The organism is Aeribacillus composti, from assembly GCF_031760945.1.
In the GTDB taxonomy this organism is placed as follows: domain Bacteria; phylum Bacillota; class Bacilli; order Bacillales; family Aeribacillaceae; genus Aeribacillus; species Aeribacillus composti.
In genome coordinates, this window is sequence record NZ_CP134501.1 from 1,076,868 (window position 1) to 1,101,474 (window position 24,607).

Here is a 24,607-nt window from a genome sequence, read left to right on the forward strand (position 1 = left end):
AAAACTGAGTAAGGAATAGACGATTAGCTCAATCTATCAGTCAAAAACAAGAAAACCTGTAGTTAACTGTTATGAAGCATATTGCTATAAGTAGAAAAATAATATAAAATTAGTACCAAGTCATAACATTTGATAATAATTTTTTGTGAAGGAGATGTTCTTGATGAGAGCTGGGATCATCGGGATAGGCCGTTATATACCGGAAAAAGTTGTGACTAACTATGATTTAGAAAAAATCATGGATACGTCTGATGAATGGATTCGAACAAGAACCGGCATTGAAGAGCGGAGAATTGCTTCAGATGATATGAAAACATCGGATTTGGGCGCAAGAGCGGCATTAGAGGCCATTGAAGATGCAAAAATTTCCCCGGAAGAAATCGATATGATTATAGTTGCGACCGCAACACCTGATCAATCCTTTCCGTCAGTTGCCTGTGTTCTGCAGGAAAGACTTGGTGCAAAACGGGCTGCTGCTTTGGACATAAGCGCCGCATGTTCAGGTTTTATTTATGCGATGGCAACGGCAGAGCAGTTTATACAAACAGGAGCTTATAAAAAAATTCTTGTCGTTGGAGCCGAAAAGCTTTCGAAAATTACGGATTGGAATGACCGTTCAACAGGTGTTTTATTTGGGGATGGTGCCGGGGCGGTTGTTTTAGGCGAGGTAAGTGATGACAGAGGGATTCTCTCATTTGAGCTAGGAGCGGACGGAAGCGGCGGCAAGCATTTATATGAAAAAGGCCATATTGTGATGAACGGGCGTGAAGTATTTAAATTTGCTGTGCGGCAGATGGGAGAATCAAGCATTAATGTACTGGAAAAAGCGGGATTAACGAAAGAAGATGTTGACTTTCTCATTCCGCATCAAGCAAATATCCGCATTATGGAAGCCGCCAGACAACGGCTTGAATTGCCGGAGGAGAAAATGTCCAAGACGATTCACAAGTACGGGAATACTTCCGCAGCATCAATACCAATTTCTTTATACGAAGAAGTAAAAGCTGGTAAAATAAAAGATGGTGATCTTATTGTGATGGTCGGCTTCGGCGGAGGTTTAACATGGGGAGCCATTGCATTAAGATGGGGACAGTAAAATCATTCAATCAAAAATAAAAATGCTTTTTTTCCGTCATACAAACCGAAAAAGGCGAGGTGTAATGATATGGAAAAACGTAGAGTAGTTGTAACAGGCATCGGTGCCGTGACACCGATTGGATTGGATGCGAAAACAAGCTGGGAAAATGCTTTGAAAGGTGTATCAGGCATTGGAGAATTGACGAGAGTCGATAAAGACATATTTCCTGTCAAAGTTTCCGCCGAAATAAACGATTTTAAACCTGAAGATTTTATGGATAGGAAAGAAGCGAGGAAAATGGACCGCTTCACACAATTTGCATTAGCCGCCTCGTTGATGGCGCTTGAAGATTCAGGTTTAAAAATAAATAATGAAAACCGTGAACGGGTAGGCGTTTGGATCGGTTCAGGCATAGGCGGAATGGAGACGTATGAACAGCAATTCGAAACTTTTCTGGAAAAAGGTCCGAGACGTGTAAGTCCTTTCTTTGTTCCGATGATGATTCCTGATATGGCAGCCGGACAGGTGTCCATAGCGATCGGCGCGAAAGGTCCAAATTCATGTACAGTCACTGCCTGTGCAACAGGATCAAATTCAATCGGCGATGCCTTCAAAGTAATTCAACGTGGCGATGCCGATGTGATGATTACGGGCGGAACAGAAGCGCCGCTGACCAAGATGGCTTTTGCAGGTTTCAGTGCAGCAAAAGCGTTGTCGACAAATCCTGATCCGAAAACTGCTAGCCGTCCTTTTGACAAAAACCGCGATGGCTTTGTCATGGGAGAAGGTGCAGGAATACTTGTTCTTGAAGAGCTGGAACATGCTTTAAAAAGAGGAGCAAACATTTATGCAGAAATCGTCGGCTATGGATCAACAGGCGATGCCTATCACATTACACAACCGGCTCCTGGCGGAGAAGGCGGAGCACGTGCAATGAAAATGGCAATTCAAGATGCAGGCTTAAAACCGGAAGATATCGATTATATTAATGCCCATGGAACAAGCACCGAATATAATGATAAATTTGAAACATCGGCGATTAAAGAAGTTTTTGGCAGCCATGCTTATCAATTAACCGTCAGCTCGACAAAATCGATGACAGGTCATCTCCTTGGAGCAGCAGGAGGAGTTGAAGCCATTTTCACCATTTTAGCAGTGAAAGAAAATATAATTCCTCCGACAATTAATTATGAAACACCTGATCCTGACTGTGACTTGGATTATGCTGTTAATCAGGCTAAACAAAAAACAGTTCGGGCGGCGCTCAGCAATTCCCTTGGTTTCGGAGGACATAACGCCACGCTCGTTTTCAAGAAATTTGAAGAAGCCTGATGTCAACATATAGGAAATTAAGGATTATATGAAACCGTTATTGCCTAAACAGGCAGTAGCGGTTTTTCTTTTTAAAAAAAATTCAAACATCTTTCTTTTCTAATGAATAGTGTAGAAAAGGAGGTGCGAAGATTTGGGAGTTATTGACACAAAAAACTGGTTGAAGGAAAGCCGGAATCCAATCGAGCTTTGTGAAAAGCTAGAGAAATATTTTCACCATTTACAAGCGGAGGAAATCCATCACTACCTGTCACAATACGGCATGCTTCGAACTGGCTATGAACATTGGCTTGTTAAGGCTGATGATTCGAATATTTGGACAAAAGCAAATAACATTTTTTTGAAGTTAAAGAAAAGATGGAACGGTCCAGATGTCCCTATTTTTATTTTTCCTGTTGAAGAGCGAAAAAGTTTTTTTGGGAGAGATTTTAAAGGTCGTTCGGGGTTGTCTTTTCAGGATAAAATGTTTTTATTTTTATCGCCGGATGTAAAAAATGATGAGCTCATTGCGCTATTGATTCACGAATATCATCATATTTGCAGGCTTAGGAAAAATCCGAAGCACGAAAAAGACTATACGCTTCTTGATGCGATTATTTTGGAAGGTTTGGCGGAGCATACGGTTTACAGAACGATAGGTGAGCAGCATGTAACAAATTGGGTGAAAAAATATTCGAAGAGACAACTATACAGCTGGTGGAAAAATTTAATTGTTCCGAATCAAGACATAAAATGGGACCATCCGTTATTCGATCAGCTTTTGTTCGGAAAAGGCTTTTATCCGACCATGCTTGGATACGCAATTGGATATGATATCGTACAAACGTTTTATAAACAAAAACCGTTTTCAACAAAAGAAAGCTTTTATTTGCCTGCCGAACAATTCGTGGAAAGCTATGAAACAAAGGAATAGGCTCCTTTGTTTCTATATTTATTAATAATTTGGACAGACTGTGAATATGAATAAAAAATAGAACGAAACTTCCAATGATGGGGGAATGGATTTGGCACGATTAAAACGACCATGGCTGTATATATCGATTCTCTTATTTTTATTGCTTCTACATGGCTGCTCAAGTCTGGATTATAATAGAAAGCCGCAACCAACGGTTAAGGAGATAAAGGAGGAAGAGCTCGATCCGCTGATTGTTCCGGAAACATTTATAATCGGTTCAACTGAATCGCCGCAGCTTTTTAATCCTTTGTATTCTCTAGATGAATCAAGCTCGCAGTTAGAAGGGATGCTTTTTGATGGACTGGTGACAGTTGATGAGCAGCTGCGGCCGAAACCGCATCTGGCTGAAAAGATTCAGCAATCAGAGAATGGACTTGAATATACGGTCACTATTCGGCGCGGGGTCAAATTTCATGACGGAAAAGAATTAACGGCGGATGATGTTGTTTTTACTTACAGCATTCCTTTAAGCCCTGATTATAATGGCGAAAGAAGTTCAGACTTTGAAATGATTGACAGCATTGAAAAGCTTGATAAGTATACAGTGAAATTCCGTTTAAGAGAAAAAGACGCCTCCTTTCTTCCAGTCACATTATCATACGGCATATTGCCGAAGCATTTGTTGAAAAATGTACAGGTTGCAAAATTAAAGGAGCATAAGTTTAATACATCACAGCCTGTGGGCACTGGGCCTTTTCGGTTCGTAAAATGGGAAAAGAATGGATTCGTAGAGCTGGCCGCAAATGAACATTATTTTTTAGGGAAGCCTCGAATCAAACAAATCAAGTATAAAATTGTTCATAACCAGGAAGCTCTTTACAAACAGCTGAAAAACGGCGAGGTTCATTACGCCCCTGAAATAGAACTATCCAACGTAAAAAAAATAAAAAGGTTAAGAGGATTGGACGTTCAATCGAACATTTCCCATTCTTATGTGTTTATCGGCTGGAATGAAAAAAACGAACTTTTTCAAGATAAAAAAGTAAGGCAAGCCTTGACGATGGCGATTAACCGCAGAGCGATCGTTCACAAGATTTTGCACAGACAAGGAAAGGAAGCACATATTCCAGAAACGCCTATTGCTTCTATTTTTACCGACGAAATTCAAACATTAAAGTATAACCGGAGAGAAGCAAAAAAGCTGCTGAAAGAAGCGGGATGGGAAGATACGGACAGGGACGGCATACTGGATCGAGAAGGAAAAGATTTCTCGTTTACGTTAAAAACGAACAAAGGAAATGTTGTTCGCGAAAAAGTTGCGTTGCTCGTGCAAAAACAATTGAAAGAGATCGGAATTGACGTGAAAACAGAGTTTTGGGAATGGGAAGATTTAATTAAGCAAATTTCACCGCCGAATTGGGATTACGATGCGTTGATTTTAGAATGGTCGTTATCTAAATTTCCGAATCATTTTGATATTTTCCATTCCAGTCAGAGAGAATATGGATTGAACTTTGTTTGGTGGGAAAACGAACAGGCCGACCTGCTGTTGTCTAAATCTAGAAAAATAATGGACGAAAGCGAACGAAAACAAATTTACAAGGAGATATTTCAAATTATCGAGGATGAACAGCCATATACAGTTTTATACTATCCGAAGGAATTTCGAGCGTTGCCTGAACGGTTAAACGGCTATATTTTTCATCCGAAAAATTATTTTTATAAAGTGCATGAATGGTCCTTTTCTGAAAGCTGACAGGCCTGAAATCCGCATTGATCAAAAGTGGAATACGTAATGATGAAAAGTTTTTTGGGCAATGAAAAATTTGGAATAAAAACCTTCTCCACTGACCATAATGATGACAAACAGTCTTGTAGTAAGGGGGCTAATTATGCTGAATTTGTACGATGTTTGGGTAAACTGGTTTGAAGGAGAAGAAAATGGTTATAATGTTTGTCATTTTCATGAATGGAGAAAGGATGATAAGGTTGAACTGTTAGACCAAGTACCGCTGATTAAAGTGAGTAAAGAACTTTATGATTATATTGAAAATGACTTAAAAGAACTGCCTGAAAAACTTTTAAAGGATGTTTACCAGAAGGCATACGCCCGGAAAAACCATGAGAGAATTCAGCTAGATTATTGCTTTGTTGTTTCGGATGGCAACGGCATTTTAGCAGTAGATACGATCGGATATACGACGCCAATTCGCAAAAGCCGGCTTATCCCAAGACAAGAGCAGCTTGTATATGACATGGTGAAGGATTTAGAGCCGGAATCATACGAGTTCTCACAAACAAATGACAAAGACAAAAAAGATTATCATCTTTTATCCCTTGCACCTGAATATATGCACGGATTAACCCGCAAAGAAAGACAGCTGAAACAGCTTTTGTTTATGGCTCTTGATCAATTGCAATCGACAAAAAATACGGCGGAAATGAAATATTGGTATACGGAATGGAATCCGTACATGTATGGTCAAATTCAATCACTCGGTTTTGAGGAAATTTGGACTATGCTTTATGAGGAAGCGATTGTCGGATGGTCTCAAAAGCATGAACAATTATGCGAACGATTAATAAAAGGGCAGCCTTTCTTTGAAAAGCTTTGGGAAATGGAGCAAGAACCGAAAGTAAATTAAGGAAGAGGGCACTATATCAGCCGCCCTCTTTTTATCGAACATATTTTTTAAGCTAGTATATTTGTTTTGTTTAATCAGCTCCATCATCAATCGTCATTCGTTCGCTAGCGCTTTTATTTTCGTTTTTTTCTTCCCAATCCCATTGCATTCTCCATTTTTTTCAACATTTTGGATGCTACTTTGTTTGCTTCCTCCCGGCCTCTGTCTAAAATGTCATCAAGTTCATCAGAATCAATGAGCTCATAATATTTTTCCTGAATCGGCTTTAAAGTGTTAATGACAACTTCTGCCAAATCCGCTTTAAATTCACCATAGCCTTTTCCTTCGTATTTTGTTTCCAGCTCGGCAATTGACACGCCAGCTAAAATTGAATAAATAGATAAAAGGTTGGAGATGCCAGGTTTGTTCTCTTTATCATAACGAACCACCCCGTCTGAATCAGTCACAGCGCTTTTAATTTTCTTTTCAATTTTTTTTGGATCATCGAGCAGGGAAATAAACGATTTTTCATTCGCATCGGATTTGCTCATTTTTTTCGTCGGATCTTGAAGCGACATAATCCGAGCACCGACTTTTGGAATGCGGACTTCTGGAATTTTAAAAATGTCTGCATATTTTTTGTTGAATCTTTCGGCTAAATCCCTTGTCAATTCCAAATGTTGTTTTTGATCCTCGCCGACTGGAACAAGGTCCGTGTTGTACAAAAGAATATCGGCGGCCATTAAAGGCGGATAAGTTAACAGTCCTGCTGAAACAGCTTCTTTCCCTTTAGATTTATCTTTAAATTGTGTCATTCTTTCAAGCTCGCCAATATAAGAAACGCATTGAAGCATCCATCCTGCCTGCGCGTGAGCGGGCACCTCCGATTGAATGAAAAGGGTGGATTTTTCCGGATCGATGCCGACTGCTAAATATAATGCAGCAAGGCTCTTAATGTTTTTTCTTAATTGAAGTCTGTCTTGCGGAACAGTTATTGCATGCTGATCGACAATGCAAAAATAGCATTTATATTCATGCTGGAGCTCTACAAATTGTCTCATTGCTCCGATATAGTTTCCGAGTGTTAACGTGCCGCTAGGCTGAATTCCTGAAAAGATCGTTTTCATGTGCAAACTCCTCCTGATTTTTATATATAAAAAAGCCCATCCGTCCGTATAGGGACGAATGGACCGCGGTGCCACCCTAATTATTTCACAAACTTTCATGTGAAATCACTTTTCGTCTTTTAACGCAAGACAAAAACGCCGCAGCTTACTGATTTCAGCTGAGAGCTCAAAAGTCCATTTCCATACCGGACAGTGTTTGTTTCCACCAGCCACAAACTCTCTGAAAACTGTTTTCGGCATGTACTTCTCTTTCTCATCGCCTATGTATTCATTTACAGATGATTATAAAAAAATTGTGTATTCTTTGCAACTTCTCAGCGTCTTTCTGAAAAAATTTCTTTTTCACGTTTGATCGAACCAAAAAAGGGGAAAAGAAGAGTAGAGAAAGAAAAGAGGTGTTAATTGAGAAAATGGCCTTGAAAATGATCATCATTCACCGGTTGTAACATTTTTGTTATAATTTGAGAAATAAAAACATATAGGCGAAGTTGCTTTTTTATAGTATAATAATCAATACAAATTACTTTTTTAAATTTATTTTAATGTGAGATTGGCATAGTTTTTATATATACACTTATATTTTTCTCGAAAAGGAGAGTGATTGGCATGGTAATATTGTATACATCTCCGAGCTGCACATCTTGTAGAAAAGCAAAATCTTGGTTGGAAAAGCATCAGATTGAATATAGAGAGCGGAACATTTTTTCCGAGCCTTTAACGATCGAAGAAATTAAAGAAATTCTTCGTATGACAGAAGACGGAACAGATGAAATTATTTCCACTCGTTCAAAGGTTTTTCAAAAATTGAAGGTTGATGTTGAATCGCTTCCTTTGCAGGAGCTGTATGATATTATCCGGAAAAACCCTGGAATTTTGCGCCGCCCGATTTTGATTGATGAAAAACGTCTTCAAGTCGGTTATAACGAGGATGAAATACGACGCTTTCTGCCAAGAAAAATTCGCACCTACCAGCTGAGAGAAGCTCAGAGAATGGCAAATTAAAAGGGAATGATGCCTTCCGTACGCAAAGCAAAATAGATTGCGGAAGGCTGTTATTTTTTTGTTATATTGTACAGAAGGGCAAAGAAAAGGATGAGACAAGCTGTGAAATAAGGGAGAGTTTGTGCAACAGCTTCAGTTTTCAACAGAGGGGTCATTTTTTCATCCGTTGCCATCATTTTACCTGCTGTATAAGCTAATATTCCTCCGCCCCCGTAAATGAGCAAAGGAAATCGGGACATGGCAGACATGATAAATCTGCTTCCCCAAATAATGATCGGAATGGATATAAGAAGACCTGTTATGACAAGAAAGATATTTCCTCCAGCTGCTCCAGCAACCGCAATGACATTGTCAAATCCCATAAAAATGTCAGCCAAAACAATCGTTTGGATGGCTTTCCACAATGAGCGGTGGCTTTTCACGGAAGTATGCTCACCTTCATTTCCTGTCAATAATAAAAAGGCAATATACATTAAAAATAATCCGCCAAAAAACTGTAAAAAAGGAATGTTCAATAAATGGACAGCCAGTAATGTCAACAAAATTCGGCTGAGTATCGCGAGCATTGTTCCAAATAAAATTCCTTTCCTCCGCTGATTTTCCGGCAAATTGCGGCATGCCAGCGCAATGACAATGGCATTATCTCCTCCTAATATGAGGTCAATGCCAATGATAAGGAATAAAGATGTGAAAAATTGTTCATCCATCAGTCAACCTCTTTTCAAATTATGGCTCGTACAATATATATGAAAAACGAAATATTTTATGCTTAATAGGTAAATAACGGTTTTTTTCAAAATCAAGGCTTTTTTTATTTCTTTATGAAGTGATTTATCATACAATAGAATTAGAATTGAACAACTTGGTGCTCGCGATGAAATTTTGAAATTTTTTAAATTAGGAAAGAAAAGTGCAACGAATTCGGGGGTTTATTGTCCCTTCCAAAAATTTAAAAAGAAGGGAAGGTTGTTCAAATGGAAATCGAACGCATTAATGAAAACACAGTAAAATTTTATATTTCATATGTTGACATAGAAGAACGAGGATTTGACAGAGAAGAAATCTGGTATAACAGAGAAAGAAGCGAAGAGCTGTTTTGGGAAATGATGGATGAAATTAATGATGAAGAAGACTTTCCGCTTGAAGGTCCGTTATGGATTCAAGTTCATGCCAATGACAAAGGGCTTGAAGTCATTGTCACAAAAGCACAGCTGTCAAAAGACGGACAAAAGCTGGAGCTTCCGGTAGTCGATGAAAAATTAAGAGAAATCCCGGTTGATGAGAATATAGAATCTTTGTTGGACAAACATTTTAATATGTCTGAACGATCTTCCTCAGATGAGAAAGATGAAACGGCGCAATTGCAATTTGTCATAAAGTTTCAGGACTTTGAAGACGTTATTTCGTTAGCATCCCATCGTTTGGACGGATTTTTGAATAGCTTATATGTATTTGAACAAAAATATTATTTATTCGTTGAATTTTCGGATAAAGACGATGAACAAATTGAAAATTTGCTCAGCATTATGCTTGAATACGGTCAGGAATCAAGGATGACAATTCACCGTCTTGAAGAATACGGAAAGCTGATTATGAAGGACAATGCCTTGGAACAAATCGAAACGCACTTTTCTTAAATTGCCGATTTCATGTTCGAAATCGGTCTTTTTTACTTAAGGAACGCTTTCATATCGCAGATCAAACAAATATGTCCAAATCGAGAGATAAGAAATATCGATTGCCTGGAGGAAGCTTATGAGAAAATTTCTGCAAGTAATCGTTTTTGCCATTGGTCTAGCTATCATCTTGTATTTAACAAAGAACATCTGGGAGGAATGGTTTTTAGGAGCCGTTTCCATTTTGTTCACGTTATCCATCATTTTTATCGGTTTTGTTATTTTCTTGGAAAACCGCCACCCAACTCAAACGCTTACTTGGCTTGTTGTTTTAGGGGGATTTCCATTAATAGGCTTCTTCTTTTATATATTTTTTGGAAGAAATGTCCGGAAGCATCGTCTATTTAAGAAAAAAGCTTTAATAGATGAGCAAGCTTATGCCAAATTTGAAACCAGCTTTCATACTTATGAAGATAAAATTAAATTCATGAGAAATCACCAGCGCCTTTTATTTAAGCTTGCCCATAAGCTTGGCCGCAGTCCGATTTCTTTTCGGACAAATACAAAGGTGCTGACGAACGGCATTGAAACATTTGACCATATTTTTCGAGAGCTTCAAAAGGCGGAAGATCATATTCATCTTGAATACTATATTGTTCGGCATGATGTAATTGGGCAAAAATTAAAAAAGCTGTTGATCGAGAAAGCGAAAAACGGTGTAGAGGTTCGATTTTTATACGATGCAGTCGGCAGCTGGAAGCTGTCCAAAAAATACAGGAAGGAGCTTCTTGATGCCGGGGTGGAAATGGTTCCATTTTTACCTGTAAAGCTTCCGTTTTTGTCTAACAATATTAACTTTCGCAATCATCGTAAAATTATTGTGATTGACGGAAAAGTCGGCTTTGTCGGAGGTTTAAATATAGGAGATGAATATTTGGGAAGAAATCCGTATTTCGGCTTTTGGCGGGATACGCATATGATGCTCGAAGGGGAAGGAGTACGGACGCTCAATCTTATTTTTTTACAGGATTGGTATTATATGACTGGGCAGAAGCTGCTTACCGATCGATATTTGCTGCCTCATTTTCAAATGGACGATAAAGAAGGAGGCGTTCAGCTAATCGCCGGCGGTCCTGATAATAAGTGGGAGGTCATTAAAAGCTTGTTCTTTTCGATGATCGTTTCCGCAAAAAATTCGATATGGATCGCCTCACCGTATTTTATTCCTGACGAGGATATAAAATCCGCTTTAAAGATTGCTGCGCTGAGCGGCATTGACGTTCGTCTCCTCGTTCCGAAAAGGCCTGACAAACGGATTGTATTTTATGCGTCGCGATCTTATTTTCCGGAGCTTTTAGAAGCCGGGGTTAAAGTGTACGAATATGAAAAAGGGTTTATGCACAGCAAAATCATTATTGTTGATGGCGAACTGGCATCGATCGGTACGGCGAATATGGATATGAGAAGTTTTCATTTGAATTTTGAAGTAAATGCTTTTTTATACCGAACGGACAGCATTGAAACGCTTGTAGAGGATTATATTCGAGACATTGAAAATTCAAGTGTCATCGACCTTGAACAATTCAAAAAACGCCCGCTATATATAAAGCTGTTTGAATCAACGTCGCGGCTTTTGTCTCCTTTATTATAAAACACCGTTTTTGATACAGCGGTGTTTTTTTTAGGATAAAGCTCTATTTGAGCGGATTTCACAACACCACGGGTGAATTGCCGGCCGTCACGATGTGAAACGAATGAAGCAACATCTAACTTCCGCCTCTTTAGCGGCAAGCATGCGTTTTTGAAAAAAGTATATTTTTCCATGAAGTGTTTCTGGCATCTTTTAAAACTTTTGAAAAACGCTGCTTTTGAAAGGATTTTTTTCCCTTTTGTCGAATGTTTTTATTTGTGAAAGGAAGTGATGATTTATATGCTTGTTGCCCTTTTGCGAAACGGCGAAAAAGTAAATGTCGCCGCCCCGTACTGGTCGACAGAAAGGCTTCTAAAACTGAAAGAAGAGCATGCCTTTTTTTGTCCGGCTTGCAAGGAGCCGGTAAAATTAAAAATAGGTAAAATCAAAATTCCTCATTTTGCCCACTTAACGGCCTCTTGTCAGGCTGATTCGGAAGCGGAAAGCACGTACCATTTGAACGGAAAAAAGCAATTGTATGTTTGGTTGAAAAGGCAGCGGTTAGCTGCGGAAGTGGAAAAATTTATACCTTCTATTGCACAACGAGCGGATCTGTTTGTATCTTTTCAGCATAAACGGTATGCGATTGAATACCAATGCTCTAATATTCCCCCTGATCAGGTGATAAAACGGACAAATGGCTACAAAAAAGAACGAATTAAACCGATTTGGATATTAGGCTGGAAACAAATGAAGCAAGTCGGCGTACATCAATATCGACTGACTCCTTTTCATTGTCAGTTTCTTCATTCCCCGCAAAACGATCATCCTTTTATCATCAATTATTGCTCAGATAAGAAAACCTTCATCTTTTTTTCCCATCTGATTCCGTTTTCTAAACAGAATATTTTTGCCGCATCTGCTATGATCTCCCCAGAGTCGTTTTTCTTTCGAGATTGTTTGCAAGGAAAGAGTCTGGCGGCAAACGGTTTATGGAAGCATTGGCTGAAGAAAATAAGTCAATATCGCTTAAAGCCGCTGTTTCAAAAGACGAACGAAGAGCGAAAGCTGCAAAAAAAGGTTTACGAAACAGTTGGCTTATCTTTATCGCAGCTGCCAGTTGAAGTTTTTATCCCTTTAAAAAGCGGTTATATGGTTGATGAGGCGGTCTATATTTGGCAATGCTCAGTTTTATTATTTATTGAAACATTGCGCGCCGATGAAGTATTTCACGCAGAAAAGCTAGTTTGGCACCTTAAGAAAATAGGGATGAAAGAAAGAAGCTGTAGTGTAAAAACGGATTTAAAAAAGCCGATTATTGAATATTTAACGACTCTTTCCCATTTAAAATTTTTGCAGCCAATCGGTCCATATTCGTTTCGAAAAACATCATCTCCTTTTCATTTGGAGTCGATGGAAAAGCGTGAACAACGTCTTGGACATTATTTGGACAAGGAAGGTATGTTTTTTTCTGCTGTAGAATAATATAAACATAGTGATTTATTGCGTTTTGAAAAAAATTTCAATATGATGGAAACAGACTGATTTTTTTAAAGGGGGAAATCGAGAATGGGCAATGAAACAGCTGTCAAAAGGCTGCCAAAACGGGAAGAAATCCCTGTTGAGTATACTTGGCGGCTAGAAGATATTTTTGCTTCTGATGATGAATGGGAAAAAGAATTTGAAGAAGTAAAGCAGCTAATTCCAAAAATCGGTGAATATAGAGGAAAATTAGGTCAATCCTCCGATCTGTTATATGAGGCGCTCTCTTATCAAGATTCCGTGATGGAGAGGCTTGGAAAGCTTTATACATATGCCCATATGCGCTACGATCAAGATACAACTAATTCTTTTTATCAAGGATTGAATGATCGGGCAGCAAATCTTTATACACAAGCTTCCAGCCTCTCATCCTATATCGTTCCGGAAATACTATCCATTGAAGAAGAAAAGCTTCAGCAATTTTTGAAAGAAAATGATCAATTGAAGCTTTATGCACATGCCTTGGACGAAATCAACCGACAAAGACCGCACGTGCTCGATGCGGAGCAAGAGGCCATTTTAGCTCAAGCTGCGGAAGCCCTGAGCACTGCCTCCAATACGTTTGGAAAATTAAATAATGCGGACTTGGAATTTCCAGCAATTAAGGATGAAAATGGAGAAGAAGTGGAAATCACTCACGGCCGTTATATCCAGTTTTTGGAGAGTGAAAATAGACGAGTCCGTCGCGATGCGTTCCAAGCATTATACGCAACATATGGAAAATTTAAAAATACGTTTGCCAGCACATTAAGCGGAGCTGTTAAGAAAAATAATTTTTATGCGAAGGTGCGGAAATATGAGAATGCCCGCCAGGCTGCACTAAGCGCCAACAACATTCCGGAGGAAGTCTACGACAATTTAGTGAAAACAATCAATGAACATTTGCCGCTGCTCCATCGTTATGTCGATTTGCGGAAAAAAGCGCTGAAGCTTGATGAACTTCATATGTATGATCTTTATACGCCGCTTGTACAAAACGTCGATATGAAAATCACGTATGAAGAAGCGAAAGACATCGTATTGAAGGGGCTTGCTCCATTAGGTGAAGAATATGTCGGCATTTTACAAGAAGGCTTTGAAAACAGATGGATTGACGTTAAGGAGAATAAAGGGAAACGAAGCGGAGCTTACTCCTCTGGCGCCTATGGAACAAATCCATATATTTTGCTGAATTGGCAAGATAATGTGAACAATTTATTCACACTTGTTCACGAGCTTGGCCATTCGGTGCACAGCTACTATACTAGAAAAACACAGCCGTATCCGTACGGAGATTATTCTATTTTTGTCGCGGAAGTGGCTTCTACATGCAATGAAAACTTGTTAAATGAATATTTGCTCAACACGATCGATGATGAAAAGAAACGTTTATACTTGCTGAATCATTTCCTTGAAGGGTTTAGAGGAACGGTATTCCGCCAAACGATGTTTGCTGAGTTTGAACATTATATCCATTTGAAGGCGCAAAACGGAGAGCCGCTCACACCGGAATTTTTGACGCAAACGTATTATGAGTTAAACAAAAAATATTTTGGTGACAACATTGTCGTCGATGAAGAAATAGGCTTAGAATGGGCAAGAATTCCGCATTTTTATTACAATTTTTACGTTTATCAATACGCAACAGGCTTTAGTGCTGCAAGCGCCTTGAGCAAGCAGATTTTATCGGAAGGAGAAACTGCCGTTGAAAGGTACATTAATTTCTTGAAAGCGGGAAGCTCTGATTATCCGATTAATGTGCTGAAAAAAGCAGGGGTCGATATGACATCAACCAAGCCGATTGAAGATGCATGCAAAGTATTTGAAGAAAAGCTGACGGAGATGGAGGAGCTGCTGTTAAAGTAAAGTGAAAGAAAACAGGAGCATCATCTGAATCCAAAAAATTAGTGGCATGAGTTCGATCTGGAACTGGACTCATGCCTTTTTTGTTTCCGTTCATATAAAAACTGCACCTCCAATTGTCAGTTGTATCTACTAATTGAGATGCAGTTCATCATCTCGTTCTCTTTTTTATCTTAAAATCCGCGGAACGTTTTTCGATGGTTAAACAGAAGAAACGATATGAAAAGAGAAATAAAAAGCAGGGGGGCAGAAACGAAAATCGGTGCGAGATTCATCAATCCTAACAGATTATAAAAAAAAGCGAAGATGACGAGCAGCAGGCTGATTATGAGCCAAAATGTTTTCACGATTTTTCCCTCCTACACATGTTCTAAAACGAGGAAAAAGATTTTGTATATTGTATGCAGCTTGCCCGTTCTTCATGTTTTGTGACAAATTTGTGAATTGTTGTTTTCCCCTCTTGCAAACTGAAAAAGGAATTTGTTATATTAAAAACGTGAAATTGATCACAAACAAACATTTACCCCTTTGTTTGACCGTGAAAAATTTCTCCCATCCCCTTTGTTGTCATAAGACAAAAAAGAAACCACAAACGTTTGTTTGTGGTTTCTTTTTTAATTGTTTAATAAAGATAAAGCGCTTACATTTTTGGTTAAAAACTCTCCCCATCAGCATAGAAGCCGATGGGGAACGTTTCGTTGAATTAAACCCCTCAATCTCACTGCCCGATATAGCGCCAAAAAGTTCCATATTTCACAGGCACCCGCTCAACTAGTTGCTTTAAAAGCAGTCTTTTCATTTCACGTTCCGTTTCTTCATCAGTCATGTTATACACAACGGAAATCTCTTTTGTTGCGACAAATTTATAATGCTTTAAAAAAATCTCTATTGGCGGCACTTGAGACGGCTTCGGTTTATCTCCGACAAGCTCGCAAAGAATATCAACATATGTTTCATAAGGATATAATCCGGTAATTTTTAATCCTTCCTTCTCTTCACGGCAATGAAAAAAGACAAGGGAAGGAATTTCATGCACGTCCATTTCTTCTGTAATTTTATAATCGCATTGAAGTGCTTTTCTTGCACTTTCGGAATATAAGTCCCTCTCAAATTCATTGACATCAAGGCCGACATTTTTAGCAATTTGTATGAGAACGTTTTGATCAGAGACATTTTGCTTTTCTAAAAAAACAACTTCCTGTAAGTGCCGCAAGAAACGGATGCCCGCTTTTCTCCCTTGAAGCTCCGCTGCTTTTAAAGCAAGGGAAGCTCTGTAGGGTGATGATATAGGGTTTTCAAGCCAAAGGTTGCCGTCACATGACATGCCGGTTCTGCTCGCTATCTTCTCCCATGATTGGGCAATTGTTTTCGGTTTCCGCCGTTTTGTTAAGTTTAAATTAGCAAGCTTTCCGCAAACAATATGGCGCAATGAGAAAAGCCTGCCGTATTCGATTTGCAGTTTTTTTATAAACGGTTCAAGCGCCCAGCATTCAGGGCATAGCGGATCAATAAACATATAAATCTCGATCGGCTTTTTTGGATGGCTGTGACAATGAGAAAAGAAGTGAGCAGCATTCACTTCGTCTTTTTTGTCAGGTTTCAACTGAATACTCCTCCTGATCTTCGTCTTTCGAATTAATCATGTGATGGGCGGTCACCACAAGCCGATCGTAGAAAAACTCTCGTATTTCCCCGTCAAGTCCGACCTCGTCCATTGCTTTTCGCATACATGAGAGCCATGCTTCTGCTCTCCTCGGCGTAATCGGAAATGGAAGATGGCGGGCTCTGAGCATAGGATGTCCGTGTTCTTTTGTGTAAAGTGGCGGACCACCTAAAAACTGCGTCATAAATTGTTTCTGCTTTCTGGCAGTTTCCGTTAAATCCTCCGGGAAAATAGGTTTTAAAAGAGGATGTTTTTTAACATTTTTGTAAAAAGCATCGATTAGAGCGTGAAGTTTCTTTTCTCCAATCGCGTCATATGGAGTTAAGGGTGGTTTTGTCATGGTGATAGCTCCTTTGGAATCATTCGTTAATAATGATGTTACATTTATTTTATCAACATAACTTATTTATCTCAAACGAATCGCTTTGAAGGAGTTGGCTGAGGCAATGCAAACAAAAGGATAAATAGCGAAAGCGGGAGCTATTTCCGCAAATATGTTGTGCTTGCTGTGAAATGAACATAGAAGGACTTGCGGCTTGAAGCGCAGCTATCGAAGATTAGCCGAAATCGATTGGATAAAATGTTTCCAACTACTTTTAATGAAAAAGAAAAAGGTGCTGTTTGTTTGCACCTTTTTACGCAAAATATTTTTGAGTAATTTTATTTACATAGTTTTGCGTTTCTTTAAATGGCGGGATGCCTCCATATTTGTCGACATTTCCCGGACCGGCGTTGTATGCAGCCAGCGCCAATTTTACATTACCGTTATATCGGTTTAAAAGCTGTTTTAAATATTTTGTGCCGCCCTCGATATTTTGCACAGGATCAAACGGATTTTTTACACCGAGCGCTTTTGCTGTAGAAGGCATGAGCTGCATATAGCCGGCAGCTCCTTTAGGACTGACGGCATTTGCCTTGAAGCTTGACTCCTGTTGAATCACAGCTCTGATTAATTTGGCATCGACACCGTATTTTTGAGCCATCTTCTGAATGATTTCATTTAGATCAGCGGAAACCTGTTTCTGTTCATTTGTTTTTTTGGCAGATTGGGAGGAAGACAGTGAAATATTCTCTTTGGCCGTTTCAGATTGTACATCTTGTTCGATGAAGGCATTTAAAACATCCTGAAAGTTCAGCGAAATTGCTGCATCTTTTGTTTGCGGCCCATCGGATTGGCCTGACAAAAGACGAAGGACTTCAAGCTCAAACAGAACATTGAAATTATAGTTTGTATTCATCACAAATTCTCCTTTGAAAATTTTGCGGAATAAAACCGCTTTATTTTATTTTCTGTTTGACGGATCGGGATGTTGTGTTTGTTTAAAATCTCCAAAAATTGCTGCTTTCCTTCCTTTTCATCCTCTGCCTCAAATTCGATTTCAAAATCCTCTCTATTTTCATATCGGCTATGATCGAGAACAATTTCACCATTTTTATATTTTTTTGTTGCCCGGCTTGTAATGAGCGAACCGAAACAAAAAAGGCTTTCGGGCTTGATTTCAAGCTGTTTGATTTTTTCGACCACTGATCCCTCCTTCGGAAAGACTGACTCATGAATGGCTGAAACTGCTTCTTGATCGGTTAAAAACTGGTGTGTTTCCAGCAATCCGACATGATAAGGCTCCTTTAATGTCAAAACATATTGATCCTTCTTTTTACGAATTCTTAAAGCGGCGCCATGATTTTTCAACGTAAAACATTTTGTGTCAAAATAATAGTTTTCCTGCTCGGCAAAATCTTTTTCGGTCAATTGAAAAAAATCAGCTAAGCGGTGGAATTCTTCTTTTGTAAGCAGGTTTTTAAATTCTATCTCAAGCTCTTGAACCATCGGGCATTCCTCTCTATGATTAATATCAAAATAAGGTAATGTAGTTATGAATATGATACAATAAAATATACATGAGATGAACTTGAAATGTTTGATTGGAAGGGTGAACAGCATGAAAAAAAGAATTAAAGTGCTGGCGGTTAGCAAAACGGAAGGCAAATTGCTGCTCGAAACGGAGCAAGTCCATGATGCAGGGAATCTCGCAGCAAAAGGACAGATGCTGGTAGATTCAGACCAATTTTCTTTTATATACATATTGGATAATGGCGAAGACTTTCTTTACATAGATTTATCATCGGATATTTGGCCTCATTTAAAAGAAGCCAAAAATGAAGAGCTTCCTGTTTATGCTAAAGTGGGAGAAAAAGAAATTTTGCTTACCCAATTTCACGAGGAGCTCGAGTTTTTGCTTGAAAATATAAAGGGAAACGCAAATTACGGCGAGGAGATGGAAAAAATGGTCGAAAGCGTGTTTTATTAGGAGGAGGGCTTTATGAACTACAAGGAATGGGAGCAATTTTTAGCGCCTTATAAGCAGGCAGTGGAAGAATTAAAGGTCAAATTAAAAGGGATTCGTTCCCAATTTGAACTAAGAGGAGAGCATTCTCCAATTGAGTTCGTGACAGGCAGGGTAAAACCTGTGCCGAGCATTTTAGATAAAGCGAAGCGAAAACAAATTCCACTTGATAAAATAGAAGAAGAAATGCAGGACATTGCCGGTCTCCGAATGATGTGCCAATTTGTCGGCGACATTCAATTGGTTGTTCAAATGCTAAGAGATCGGCATGATTTGGAAATCGTGGAGGAAAGAGACTACATAACCCGAAATAAAGAAAGCGGCTACCGCTCTTACCATGTTGTGGCCCGCTACCCAGTTCAATCGTTCGAGGGATTGAAAAAGGTTTTGGTTGAAATTCAAATTCGTACGCTTGCCATGAATTTTTGGGCGACGATTGAGCATTCTTTAAATTACAAATATAGCGGGAACATACCTGAACAGATTAAAATCCGCTTGCAGCGCGCAGCTGAAGCAGCTTACCGGCTGGACGAGGAAATGTCGCAAATACGGGGAGAAATTCAAGAAGCGCACGCGATATTTTCACGCAAAACAGAAACAACATAAAAAAGGAGAATGATTCTTAAATGAAGTTTTCGATCACATCAAAAGGTGATGAAACATCTAATGCTTTGGCGCAAAAAATCAGAACCTATTTGCTCGATTTCGAGTTTCAATATGATGAAGATCAGCCGGATATCGTGATTTCCGTCGGGGGAGACGGAACATTGCTTTATGCATTTCATCGATATAATAAACGATTGGATAAAACAGCGTTTATAGGAGTTCATACGGGGCATTTAGGATTTTATGCCGACTGGCTCCCGAATGAAATTGAAAAAATGGTGATTGCAATTGCTAAAACACCGTTTCAGATCGTTGAATATCCATTGCTTGAAGTGGTGGTCCGGCATAATGGCGGGAGTGAAGCCTCCTACCTTGCGCTAAATGAATGCACAGTGAAAAGCATTGAAGGGACTCTCGTCATGAATATAGAAATTAAAGGGCTTCTCTTTGAAACATTTCGAGGAGATGGGTTGTGTATTTCAACACCGACAGGAAGCACCGCCTACAATAAAGCGCTTGGCGGTGCTCTCATTCATCCTTCACTGCGGGCTATTCAATTAACAGAAATGGCTTCCATAAACAACAGGGTGTTCCGGACAATCGGCTCGCCGTTAATTTTGCCTGACCACCATACGTGTATGCTAAAGCCTGTCAATGATGTTGATTTTCAAATTACAATCGATCATTTAACACTTCTTCACAAAAACGTCAGGTCCATCCAATGCCGGGTCGCACAGGAAAAGGTAAGGTTTGCGAGATTTCGGCCTTTCCCATTTTGGAAGCGGGTCCGGGACTCGTTTATTGGCGACAGATAAAGGAAAGAAAAAACATGGGGACATTTCAGCTTCATTGGGACATCAAAAAAGAACATCATGGCTGGCTGCTTAGAGAATTTTTGCGGGAGCATCATATTTCTAAATCCGCTTTAACAGATATTAAATTTAACGGTGGAAAAATTGTCGTTAACGGGAACGAAAAAAATGTCCGATACGTCTTACAAGAAGGCGATCAAGTAACCGTCCATTTTCCGGAAGAAAAGAGAAGCCAGTCGCTCATTCCAGAGAACATACCATTGGACATTGTTTATGAAGACGATTATTGCCTTATTGTAAATAAACCGGCGTTTTTGTCCACCATTCCGTCTAGAGAGCATCCGTCAGGAAGTCTTGCGAACGGGCTTTTACACTATTATGATCAACAGCGGCAAAATCTTACGGTGCATATCGTCAATCGGCTTGACCGGGATACATCCGGGCTGCTTCTTGTAGCCAAACATCGCTACAGCCATTTTCTTTTTTCAAAGGAACAGCAAAAAGGAGCGGTAAAACGGACATACATCGCAATTGTCCATGGAAGGATCAGCGAAGACGAAGGCACCATCGATGCGCCAATTGCAAGAAAGAACGATAGCATCATCGAGAGAACTGTCAGGGAGGATGGAAAAAAAGCTATTACGCATTTTCGGGTCATAAGCCGCTTTTCTGACAAAACGGTTGTTGAGGTAAAGCCTGTAACTGGTAGAACTCATCAAATTCGTCTACATATGTCCTATATAGGTCATCCGCTTTTAGGAGATTCGCTTTATGGTGGACAAAAAGAAGAAATTGACCGCCATGCCCTCCACAGTCAGTCGCTGTCCTTCTATCATCCCGTTTTGCATAAAAATTTGACGTATATTTGCAAGCTTCCTCCTGATATGGAAAAAATAATAAAGCATGCGCGCCTGTAAGTGCATGCTTTTGTTATGAAAAAATGTACGACAAAATCAGATAGATTTGTTAATATAGTAAAACACAAAACTTTTCGATATTTTTCCGGAAAGGAGGAGATTTTATGCAGCCTAAAACAGATGCACCGGAATACAGACAGTTGATGATTGACAAGCTGAGAGAGAACAATGTAGAGGAATTCCGTTCGCTGTTTTTTGAGCTACATCCATATGATCAGGCAAAATTTTTTCTAAAACTTGACCAGCCGGATAGAATGCTTTTATATCAAATTCTATCTCCGGAAGAAATGGCGAATGTTTTTGAAAATATAAGGGATGATAAAAACCGCTACAAATCGCTGCTTGAGGAAATGCATCCGGCATTTGCCGCCAAAATGATGGAATACATGTACGCTGATGATGCGGCAGATGTATTAAGTGAGCTGACAAAAGAGAAAATTTCCAGCTATTTAACCATCATGGACGCTCAAACTGCCAAAAGCATAAGCGAGCTTCTTGATTATGAACAATTTACCGCAGGAAGTATTATGACAACCGAGTTCGTTGCCATTAATGCCAATTATACGGTGCAGTCAACGATGGACTTGCTGCGGAAAGAAGCTCCTGATGCGGAAACAATATATTATTTATATGTGATTGACGAAGAGAAACATCTTGTTGGTGTCCTGTCGTTAAGAGATTTAATTGTTCATGAAGACGATACTTTGATTGCTGACATTATGAAAAAGAAAGTCTACTCGGTATCTGTGGCGGATGATCAGGAAGAAGTAGCAAGAAAGATGAAGGACTACAATTTTTTGGCTCTTCCGGTTGTTGATTTTCAACATCGTCTTGTTGGAATTATAACTGTTGATGATATTATTGATGTGCTGGACGAAGAGGCTTCTGACGATTATTCGAAACTGGCCGCTGTCTCGGATGTAGATTCATATGATCCGAATGCTGTTTCTGCTGCCAAAAAAAGATTGCCATGGCTTATTATTCTCCTATTTTTAGGAATGTTCACCGCCGGCCTAATCGGCCAGTTTGAAGAAACGTTGAACAAAGTGGCAACTTTAGCGCTCTTTATACCATTAATTGCAGGGATGGCTGGAAATACAGGAACACAAGCTCTCGCTGTTGCCGTAAGAAGAATTGCAACAGGCGAAGGCACTTCCGAACGCGTGTGGAAAATTATTCTCAAAGAAGCTGGAACCGGCTTGATTACCGGAACAGTATGCGGAATTGTTGTTGCACTGACAATTTTTATTTGGAAGCAGAAATTTTTCTTAGGACTGCTAGTGGGTCTTTCCATATTGTCAACGCTGACTGTTGCGACAATTGCCGGGGCGTTTGTTCCTCTTGTCATGCACAGGCTTCGTATTGACCCGGCTGTGGCCTCCGGTCCATTTATTACAACGATTAATGATATGATCAGCATTTTGATTTATTTTGGCATGGCGACACTATTTATGAACTATTTGCTCTAACAAAATTAGCTAAAGGAGGCGTAATATGGAATCACATGCAGTAACCTCTCTTGTCATCGTGTTGGTAGGCGCTTTTTTAACCCCGATTTTGCTGCATCGGTTCAAACTGGCATTCATTCCTGTCGTCGTTGCGGAAATTATTGTCGGATTAATCATCGGGAAAACGGGATTTAATTTAGTGCAAGAAGATGTATGGCTGTCAACTCTCTCAACGCTGGGATTTATATTTCTCATGTTTTTAAGCGGGCTTGAGATTGATTTCACCATTTTCTCCAAAGAGAAGAAAAAAGAAGAAAAGCTGTCCAACGGAAAAAAAGCTCCTCATACTTTTTTGGTTGCGTCAATTGTTTTTCTTGGCATTTTCGTTGTTTCATTACTTTTATCGTATTTGTTAATGTGGATGGGATTTATCCGCAATGCCTTTTTCATGACGTTAGTGATTTCAACGATTTCTTTAGGAGTAGTAGTGCCGACGCTGAAAGACGAGCAAATTATGAAAACAACCATCGGCCAAATTATTTTGCTGGTGGCTGTCATAGCCGACCTTGTCACCATGATTTTGCTGGCGGTTTTTGTCTCCTTAAACAGCGAAGGAGAAAGCAATACGTGGCTTCTGCTTCTTTTGTTTGCAGCAGGCGTACTGCTTTACTTCATTGGCAAAAGGTTTAAAAGTCGATCCTTTATTAAATCGATGTCAAAAGGAACGGTTCAAATTGGAACAAGGGCGGTTTTTACGTTAATTCTCGCACTTGTAGGTTTATCGGAAACGCTTGGGGCAGAAAATATTTTAGGCGCCTTCCTTGCGGGAGTTTTAGTCTCGCTTTTATCGCCTAATTCAGACTTGGTGCAAAAGCTAGATTCGTTTGGCTACGGTTTTTTAATCCCGATCTTTTTTGTCATGATAGGGGTGGAATTGGATTTATGGGAATTGATCAAAGATCCGAACCTTCTTTTGTTAATTCCTTTGTTATTTCTCGCCCTCTTGATCTCAAAGTTTATTCCCGTTTTTGTGCTGAGAAAATGGTATGATACGAATACAACGATTGCGGCGGCGTTCTTGTTGACTGCTACTTTATCATTAGTTATTGCGGCAGCTGAAATTGGACAGCGAATCGAACTGATTGATAAGCAAATGGCTGACGCACTAATAGTAGTTGCCGTGTTAACAAGCATTATCACGCCGATAGGATTTAAAAAATTATTCCCTAAAAAAATGGCGGTGCAGCCTAAAAAGAAAATTGCTTTTATTGGTGCAAATCAAATGACCCTTCCAGTCACAAGAGAATTGGACAAAAATTTGTATGAAGCAACCGTATATCATACACAGCAAGACAAAATTGAAAACGGGACTGCTCAATCGGTGTTTAAAATTGAAGAATTGAAAGACTATTCGATAGAATCATTGAATGAACACCACATAATGGAAGCTGATATAGTAATAGTGGCTACTGGGGATGAAGAAAGAAATGCGGAAATTGCGACATATGCAAAAGAATGCGGCGTAGAACAGGTCATCGCCTCAATTTCTTCCCCGGAGTTGGATCAAGCATTAAAAGAAAAGGGGATCAGCGTATTTTCCGTCATGCTGTCAACAAAAACGCTGCTCAGGGCTTTGATCGAATCGCCTGGCGTTATGCGGATCTTAACAAACCAAGACAACTCTCTTTATCAAATTAATATGAATAACCGAAAATATGATGGAATGAAGCTTCGATACTTTCCGTTTACAGGAGATTGTATCTTTGTCCGGATTTTTCGAGGTGAAGATTCCATTGTGCCTCACGGCGATACCGAATTGAAAAAAGGGGACCGCTTGATTGTAACGGGTTCCCGCAAATATGTAAATGAGTTAAAAGATGAGCTGGAATTTAGCAAATAATATTTGCAAACAAAACAAATTGTGATAGCATGAAATTAGTATGAAAATTTAATAAGCATCCACTAGGGGAGCCTTTGGAAAGGCTGAGATTAAAGTGTTGACTTTAAGACCCTTTGAACCTGATCTGGATGATGCCAGCGTAGGGAAGTGGGAATTTGAAACATATGTCTGATATTCCATTACCACTTTCCAGCAAGGAAGGTGGTTTTTTATTGTTTCCAGTCTCAC

Annotated in this window: 23 protein-coding genes, 1 riboswitch and 1 other annotated feature; of the genes, 16 read left to right on the plus strand and 7 right to left on the minus strand. The window is 39.4% G+C overall.

Annotated elements, in window-relative coordinates; genetic code table 11:
- Positions 1-163 precede the first annotated feature (163 nt).
- The 5 genes from RI196_RS05425 (at position 164) to RI196_RS05445 (ending at position 5,950) form a co-directional block, all read left to right on the plus strand.
- The gene (locus tag RI196_RS05425) at positions 164-1,096 is read left to right on the plus strand and encodes a beta-ketoacyl-ACP synthase III (RefSeq protein WP_063387008.1); all 933 of its coding nucleotides are present in this window, start codon (positions 164-166) and stop codon (positions 1,094-1,096) included.
- Positions 1,097-1,165: 69 nt separating this feature from the next.
- The gene (fabF, locus tag RI196_RS05430) at positions 1,166-2,410 is read left to right on the plus strand and encodes a beta-ketoacyl-ACP synthase II (protein ID WP_063387007.1); all 1,245 of its coding nucleotides are present in this window, start codon (positions 1,166-1,168) and stop codon (positions 2,408-2,410) included.
- Between the two features lie 133 nt (positions 2,411-2,543).
- Positions 2,544-3,323, plus strand: a complete 780-nt coding sequence (locus RI196_RS05435; RefSeq protein WP_063387006.1) for a DUF2268 domain-containing putative Zn-dependent protease — start codon at positions 2,544-2,546, stop codon at positions 3,321-3,323.
- Between the two features lie 91 nt (positions 3,324-3,414).
- A complete protein-coding gene (locus RI196_RS05440) occupies positions 3,415-5,061 on the plus strand; it encodes a peptide-binding protein (protein WP_311067039.1) in 1,647 nt (548 codons plus the stop codon).
- 136 nt (positions 5,062-5,197) lie between these two features.
- A complete protein-coding gene (locus RI196_RS05445) occupies positions 5,198-5,950 on the plus strand; it encodes a YjbA family protein (RefSeq protein ID WP_066248356.1) in 753 nt (250 codons plus the stop codon).
- Positions 5,951-6,063: 113 nt separating this feature from the next.
- On the opposite strand, the gene trpS is transcribed toward RI196_RS05445, so the two are convergent.
- Complete coding sequence (trpS, locus tag RI196_RS05450) at positions 6,064-7,056, minus strand: tryptophan--tRNA ligase (RefSeq protein WP_066248353.1); 993 nt, start codon at positions 7,054-7,056, stop codon at positions 6,064-6,066.
- A 47-nt stretch (positions 7,057-7,103) separates the two neighbouring features.
- Positions 7,104-7,322, minus strand: a binding site (T-box leader).
- A 340-nt stretch (positions 7,323-7,662) separates the two neighbouring features.
- Here trpS and spxA point away from each other — a divergent pair.
- A complete protein-coding gene (spxA, locus tag RI196_RS05455; RefSeq protein WP_063387002.1) occupies positions 7,663-8,058 on the plus strand; it encodes a transcriptional regulator SpxA in 396 nt (131 codons plus the stop codon).
- Positions 8,059-8,108: 50 nt separating this feature from the next.
- On the opposite strand, the gene RI196_RS05460 is transcribed toward spxA, so the two are convergent.
- Positions 8,109-8,765, minus strand: coding sequence for a TerC family protein (locus tag RI196_RS05460; RefSeq protein ID WP_063387001.1), 657 nt, complete (start codon positions 8,763-8,765; stop codon positions 8,109-8,111).
- Positions 8,766-9,032: 267 nt separating this feature from the next.
- Between RI196_RS05460 and mecA the strand changes: the two genes are divergently transcribed.
- The 4 genes from mecA to pepF all read left to right on the plus strand — a co-directional run bounded on the left by mecA (position 9,033) and on the right by pepF (position 14,691).
- On the plus strand, positions 9,033-9,695 hold the full coding sequence (mecA, locus tag RI196_RS05465; RefSeq protein WP_063387000.1) for an adaptor protein MecA: 663 nt from the start codon (positions 9,033-9,035) through the stop codon (positions 9,693-9,695).
- Between the two features lie 118 nt (positions 9,696-9,813).
- Positions 9,814-11,325 (plus strand): cardiolipin synthase, encoded by a 1,512-nt coding sequence (gene cls / locus RI196_RS05470; protein ID WP_063386999.1) that lies wholly within the window; start codon positions 9,814-9,816, stop codon positions 11,323-11,325.
- 270 nt (positions 11,326-11,595) lie between these two features.
- Entirely contained in the window at positions 11,596-12,789 is a 1,194-nt protein-coding gene (locus RI196_RS05475; RefSeq protein WP_311067040.1) for a competence protein CoiA, read from the plus strand.
- Positions 12,790-12,873: 84 nt separating this feature from the next.
- Positions 12,874-14,691, plus strand: a complete 1,818-nt coding sequence (pepF, locus tag RI196_RS05480; RefSeq protein ID WP_063386997.1) for an oligoendopeptidase F — start codon at positions 12,874-12,876, stop codon at positions 14,689-14,691.
- 170 nt (positions 14,692-14,861) lie between these two features.
- Here pepF and RI196_RS05485 read toward each other — a convergent pair whose 3' ends face one another.
- The 5 genes from RI196_RS05485 to RI196_RS05505 all read right to left on the minus strand — a co-directional run bounded on the left by RI196_RS05485 (position 14,862) and on the right by RI196_RS05505 (position 18,179).
- Positions 14,862-15,035, minus strand: a complete 174-nt coding sequence (locus tag RI196_RS05485; RefSeq protein ID WP_162536160.1) for a hypothetical protein — start codon at positions 15,033-15,035, stop codon at positions 14,862-14,864.
- Between the two features lie 371 nt (positions 15,036-15,406).
- On the minus strand, positions 15,407-16,291 hold the full coding sequence (locus RI196_RS05490) for a ClpXP adapter SpxH family protein (RefSeq protein WP_375338784.1): 885 nt from the start codon (positions 16,289-16,291) through the stop codon (positions 15,407-15,409).
- Positions 16,281-16,691 carry a globin domain-containing protein gene (locus tag RI196_RS05495; RefSeq protein WP_063387493.1) on the minus strand — a complete coding sequence of 137 codons (411 nt, stop codon included), beginning with the start codon at positions 16,689-16,691 and terminating at the stop codon, positions 16,281-16,283. Before RI196_RS05495 ends, RI196_RS05490 begins: the two co-directional genes overlap by 11 nt.
- Before the next feature lie 295 nt (positions 16,692-16,986).
- Positions 16,987-17,589: a lytic transglycosylase domain-containing protein gene (locus RI196_RS05500; protein WP_082830278.1), complete on the minus strand. Its 603-nt coding sequence runs from the start codon at positions 17,587-17,589 to the stop codon at positions 16,987-16,989.
- Positions 17,589-18,179, minus strand: a complete 591-nt coding sequence (locus RI196_RS05505; protein ID WP_311067041.1) for a CYTH domain-containing protein — start codon at positions 18,177-18,179, stop codon at positions 17,589-17,591. The genes RI196_RS05500 and RI196_RS05505 overlap by 1 nt, the downstream gene beginning before the upstream one ends.
- 112 nt (positions 18,180-18,291) lie before the next feature.
- Here RI196_RS05505 and RI196_RS05510 point away from each other — a divergent pair, with 112 nt between their 5' ends.
- The 6 genes from RI196_RS05510 (at position 18,292) to RI196_RS05535 (ending at position 24,379) form a co-directional block, all read left to right on the plus strand.
- A complete protein-coding gene (locus RI196_RS05510; protein ID WP_311067042.1) occupies positions 18,292-18,660 on the plus strand; it encodes a UPF0738 family protein in 369 nt (122 codons plus the stop codon).
- 12 nt (positions 18,661-18,672) lie between these two features.
- Positions 18,673-19,302 carry a GTP diphosphokinase gene (yjbM, locus tag RI196_RS05515; RefSeq protein ID WP_063387496.1) on the plus strand — a complete coding sequence of 210 codons (630 nt, stop codon included), beginning with the start codon at positions 18,673-18,675 and terminating at the stop codon, positions 19,300-19,302.
- A 20-nt stretch (positions 19,303-19,322) separates the two neighbouring features.
- On the plus strand, positions 19,323-20,117 hold the full coding sequence (locus RI196_RS05520) for an NAD kinase (RefSeq protein WP_063387497.1): 795 nt from the start codon (positions 19,323-19,325) through the stop codon (positions 20,115-20,117).
- A gap of 14 nt (positions 20,118-20,131) precedes the next feature.
- Positions 20,132-21,031: an RluA family pseudouridine synthase gene (locus RI196_RS05525; RefSeq protein WP_311067043.1), complete on the plus strand. Its 900-nt coding sequence runs from the start codon at positions 20,132-20,134 to the stop codon at positions 21,029-21,031.
- A gap of 104 nt (positions 21,032-21,135) precedes the next feature.
- A complete protein-coding gene (gene mgtE / locus RI196_RS05530) occupies positions 21,136-22,500 on the plus strand; it encodes a magnesium transporter (protein WP_311067044.1) in 1,365 nt (454 codons plus the stop codon).
- Between the two features lie 25 nt (positions 22,501-22,525).
- Entirely contained in the window at positions 22,526-24,379 is a 1,854-nt protein-coding gene (locus tag RI196_RS05535) for a monovalent cation:proton antiporter family protein (protein ID WP_311067045.1), read from the plus strand.
- A gap of 54 nt (positions 24,380-24,433) precedes the next feature.
- A riboswitch (TPP riboswitch) is annotated at positions 24,434-24,542 on the plus strand.
- The last annotated feature ends 65 nt before the right edge of the window (positions 24,543-24,607 follow it).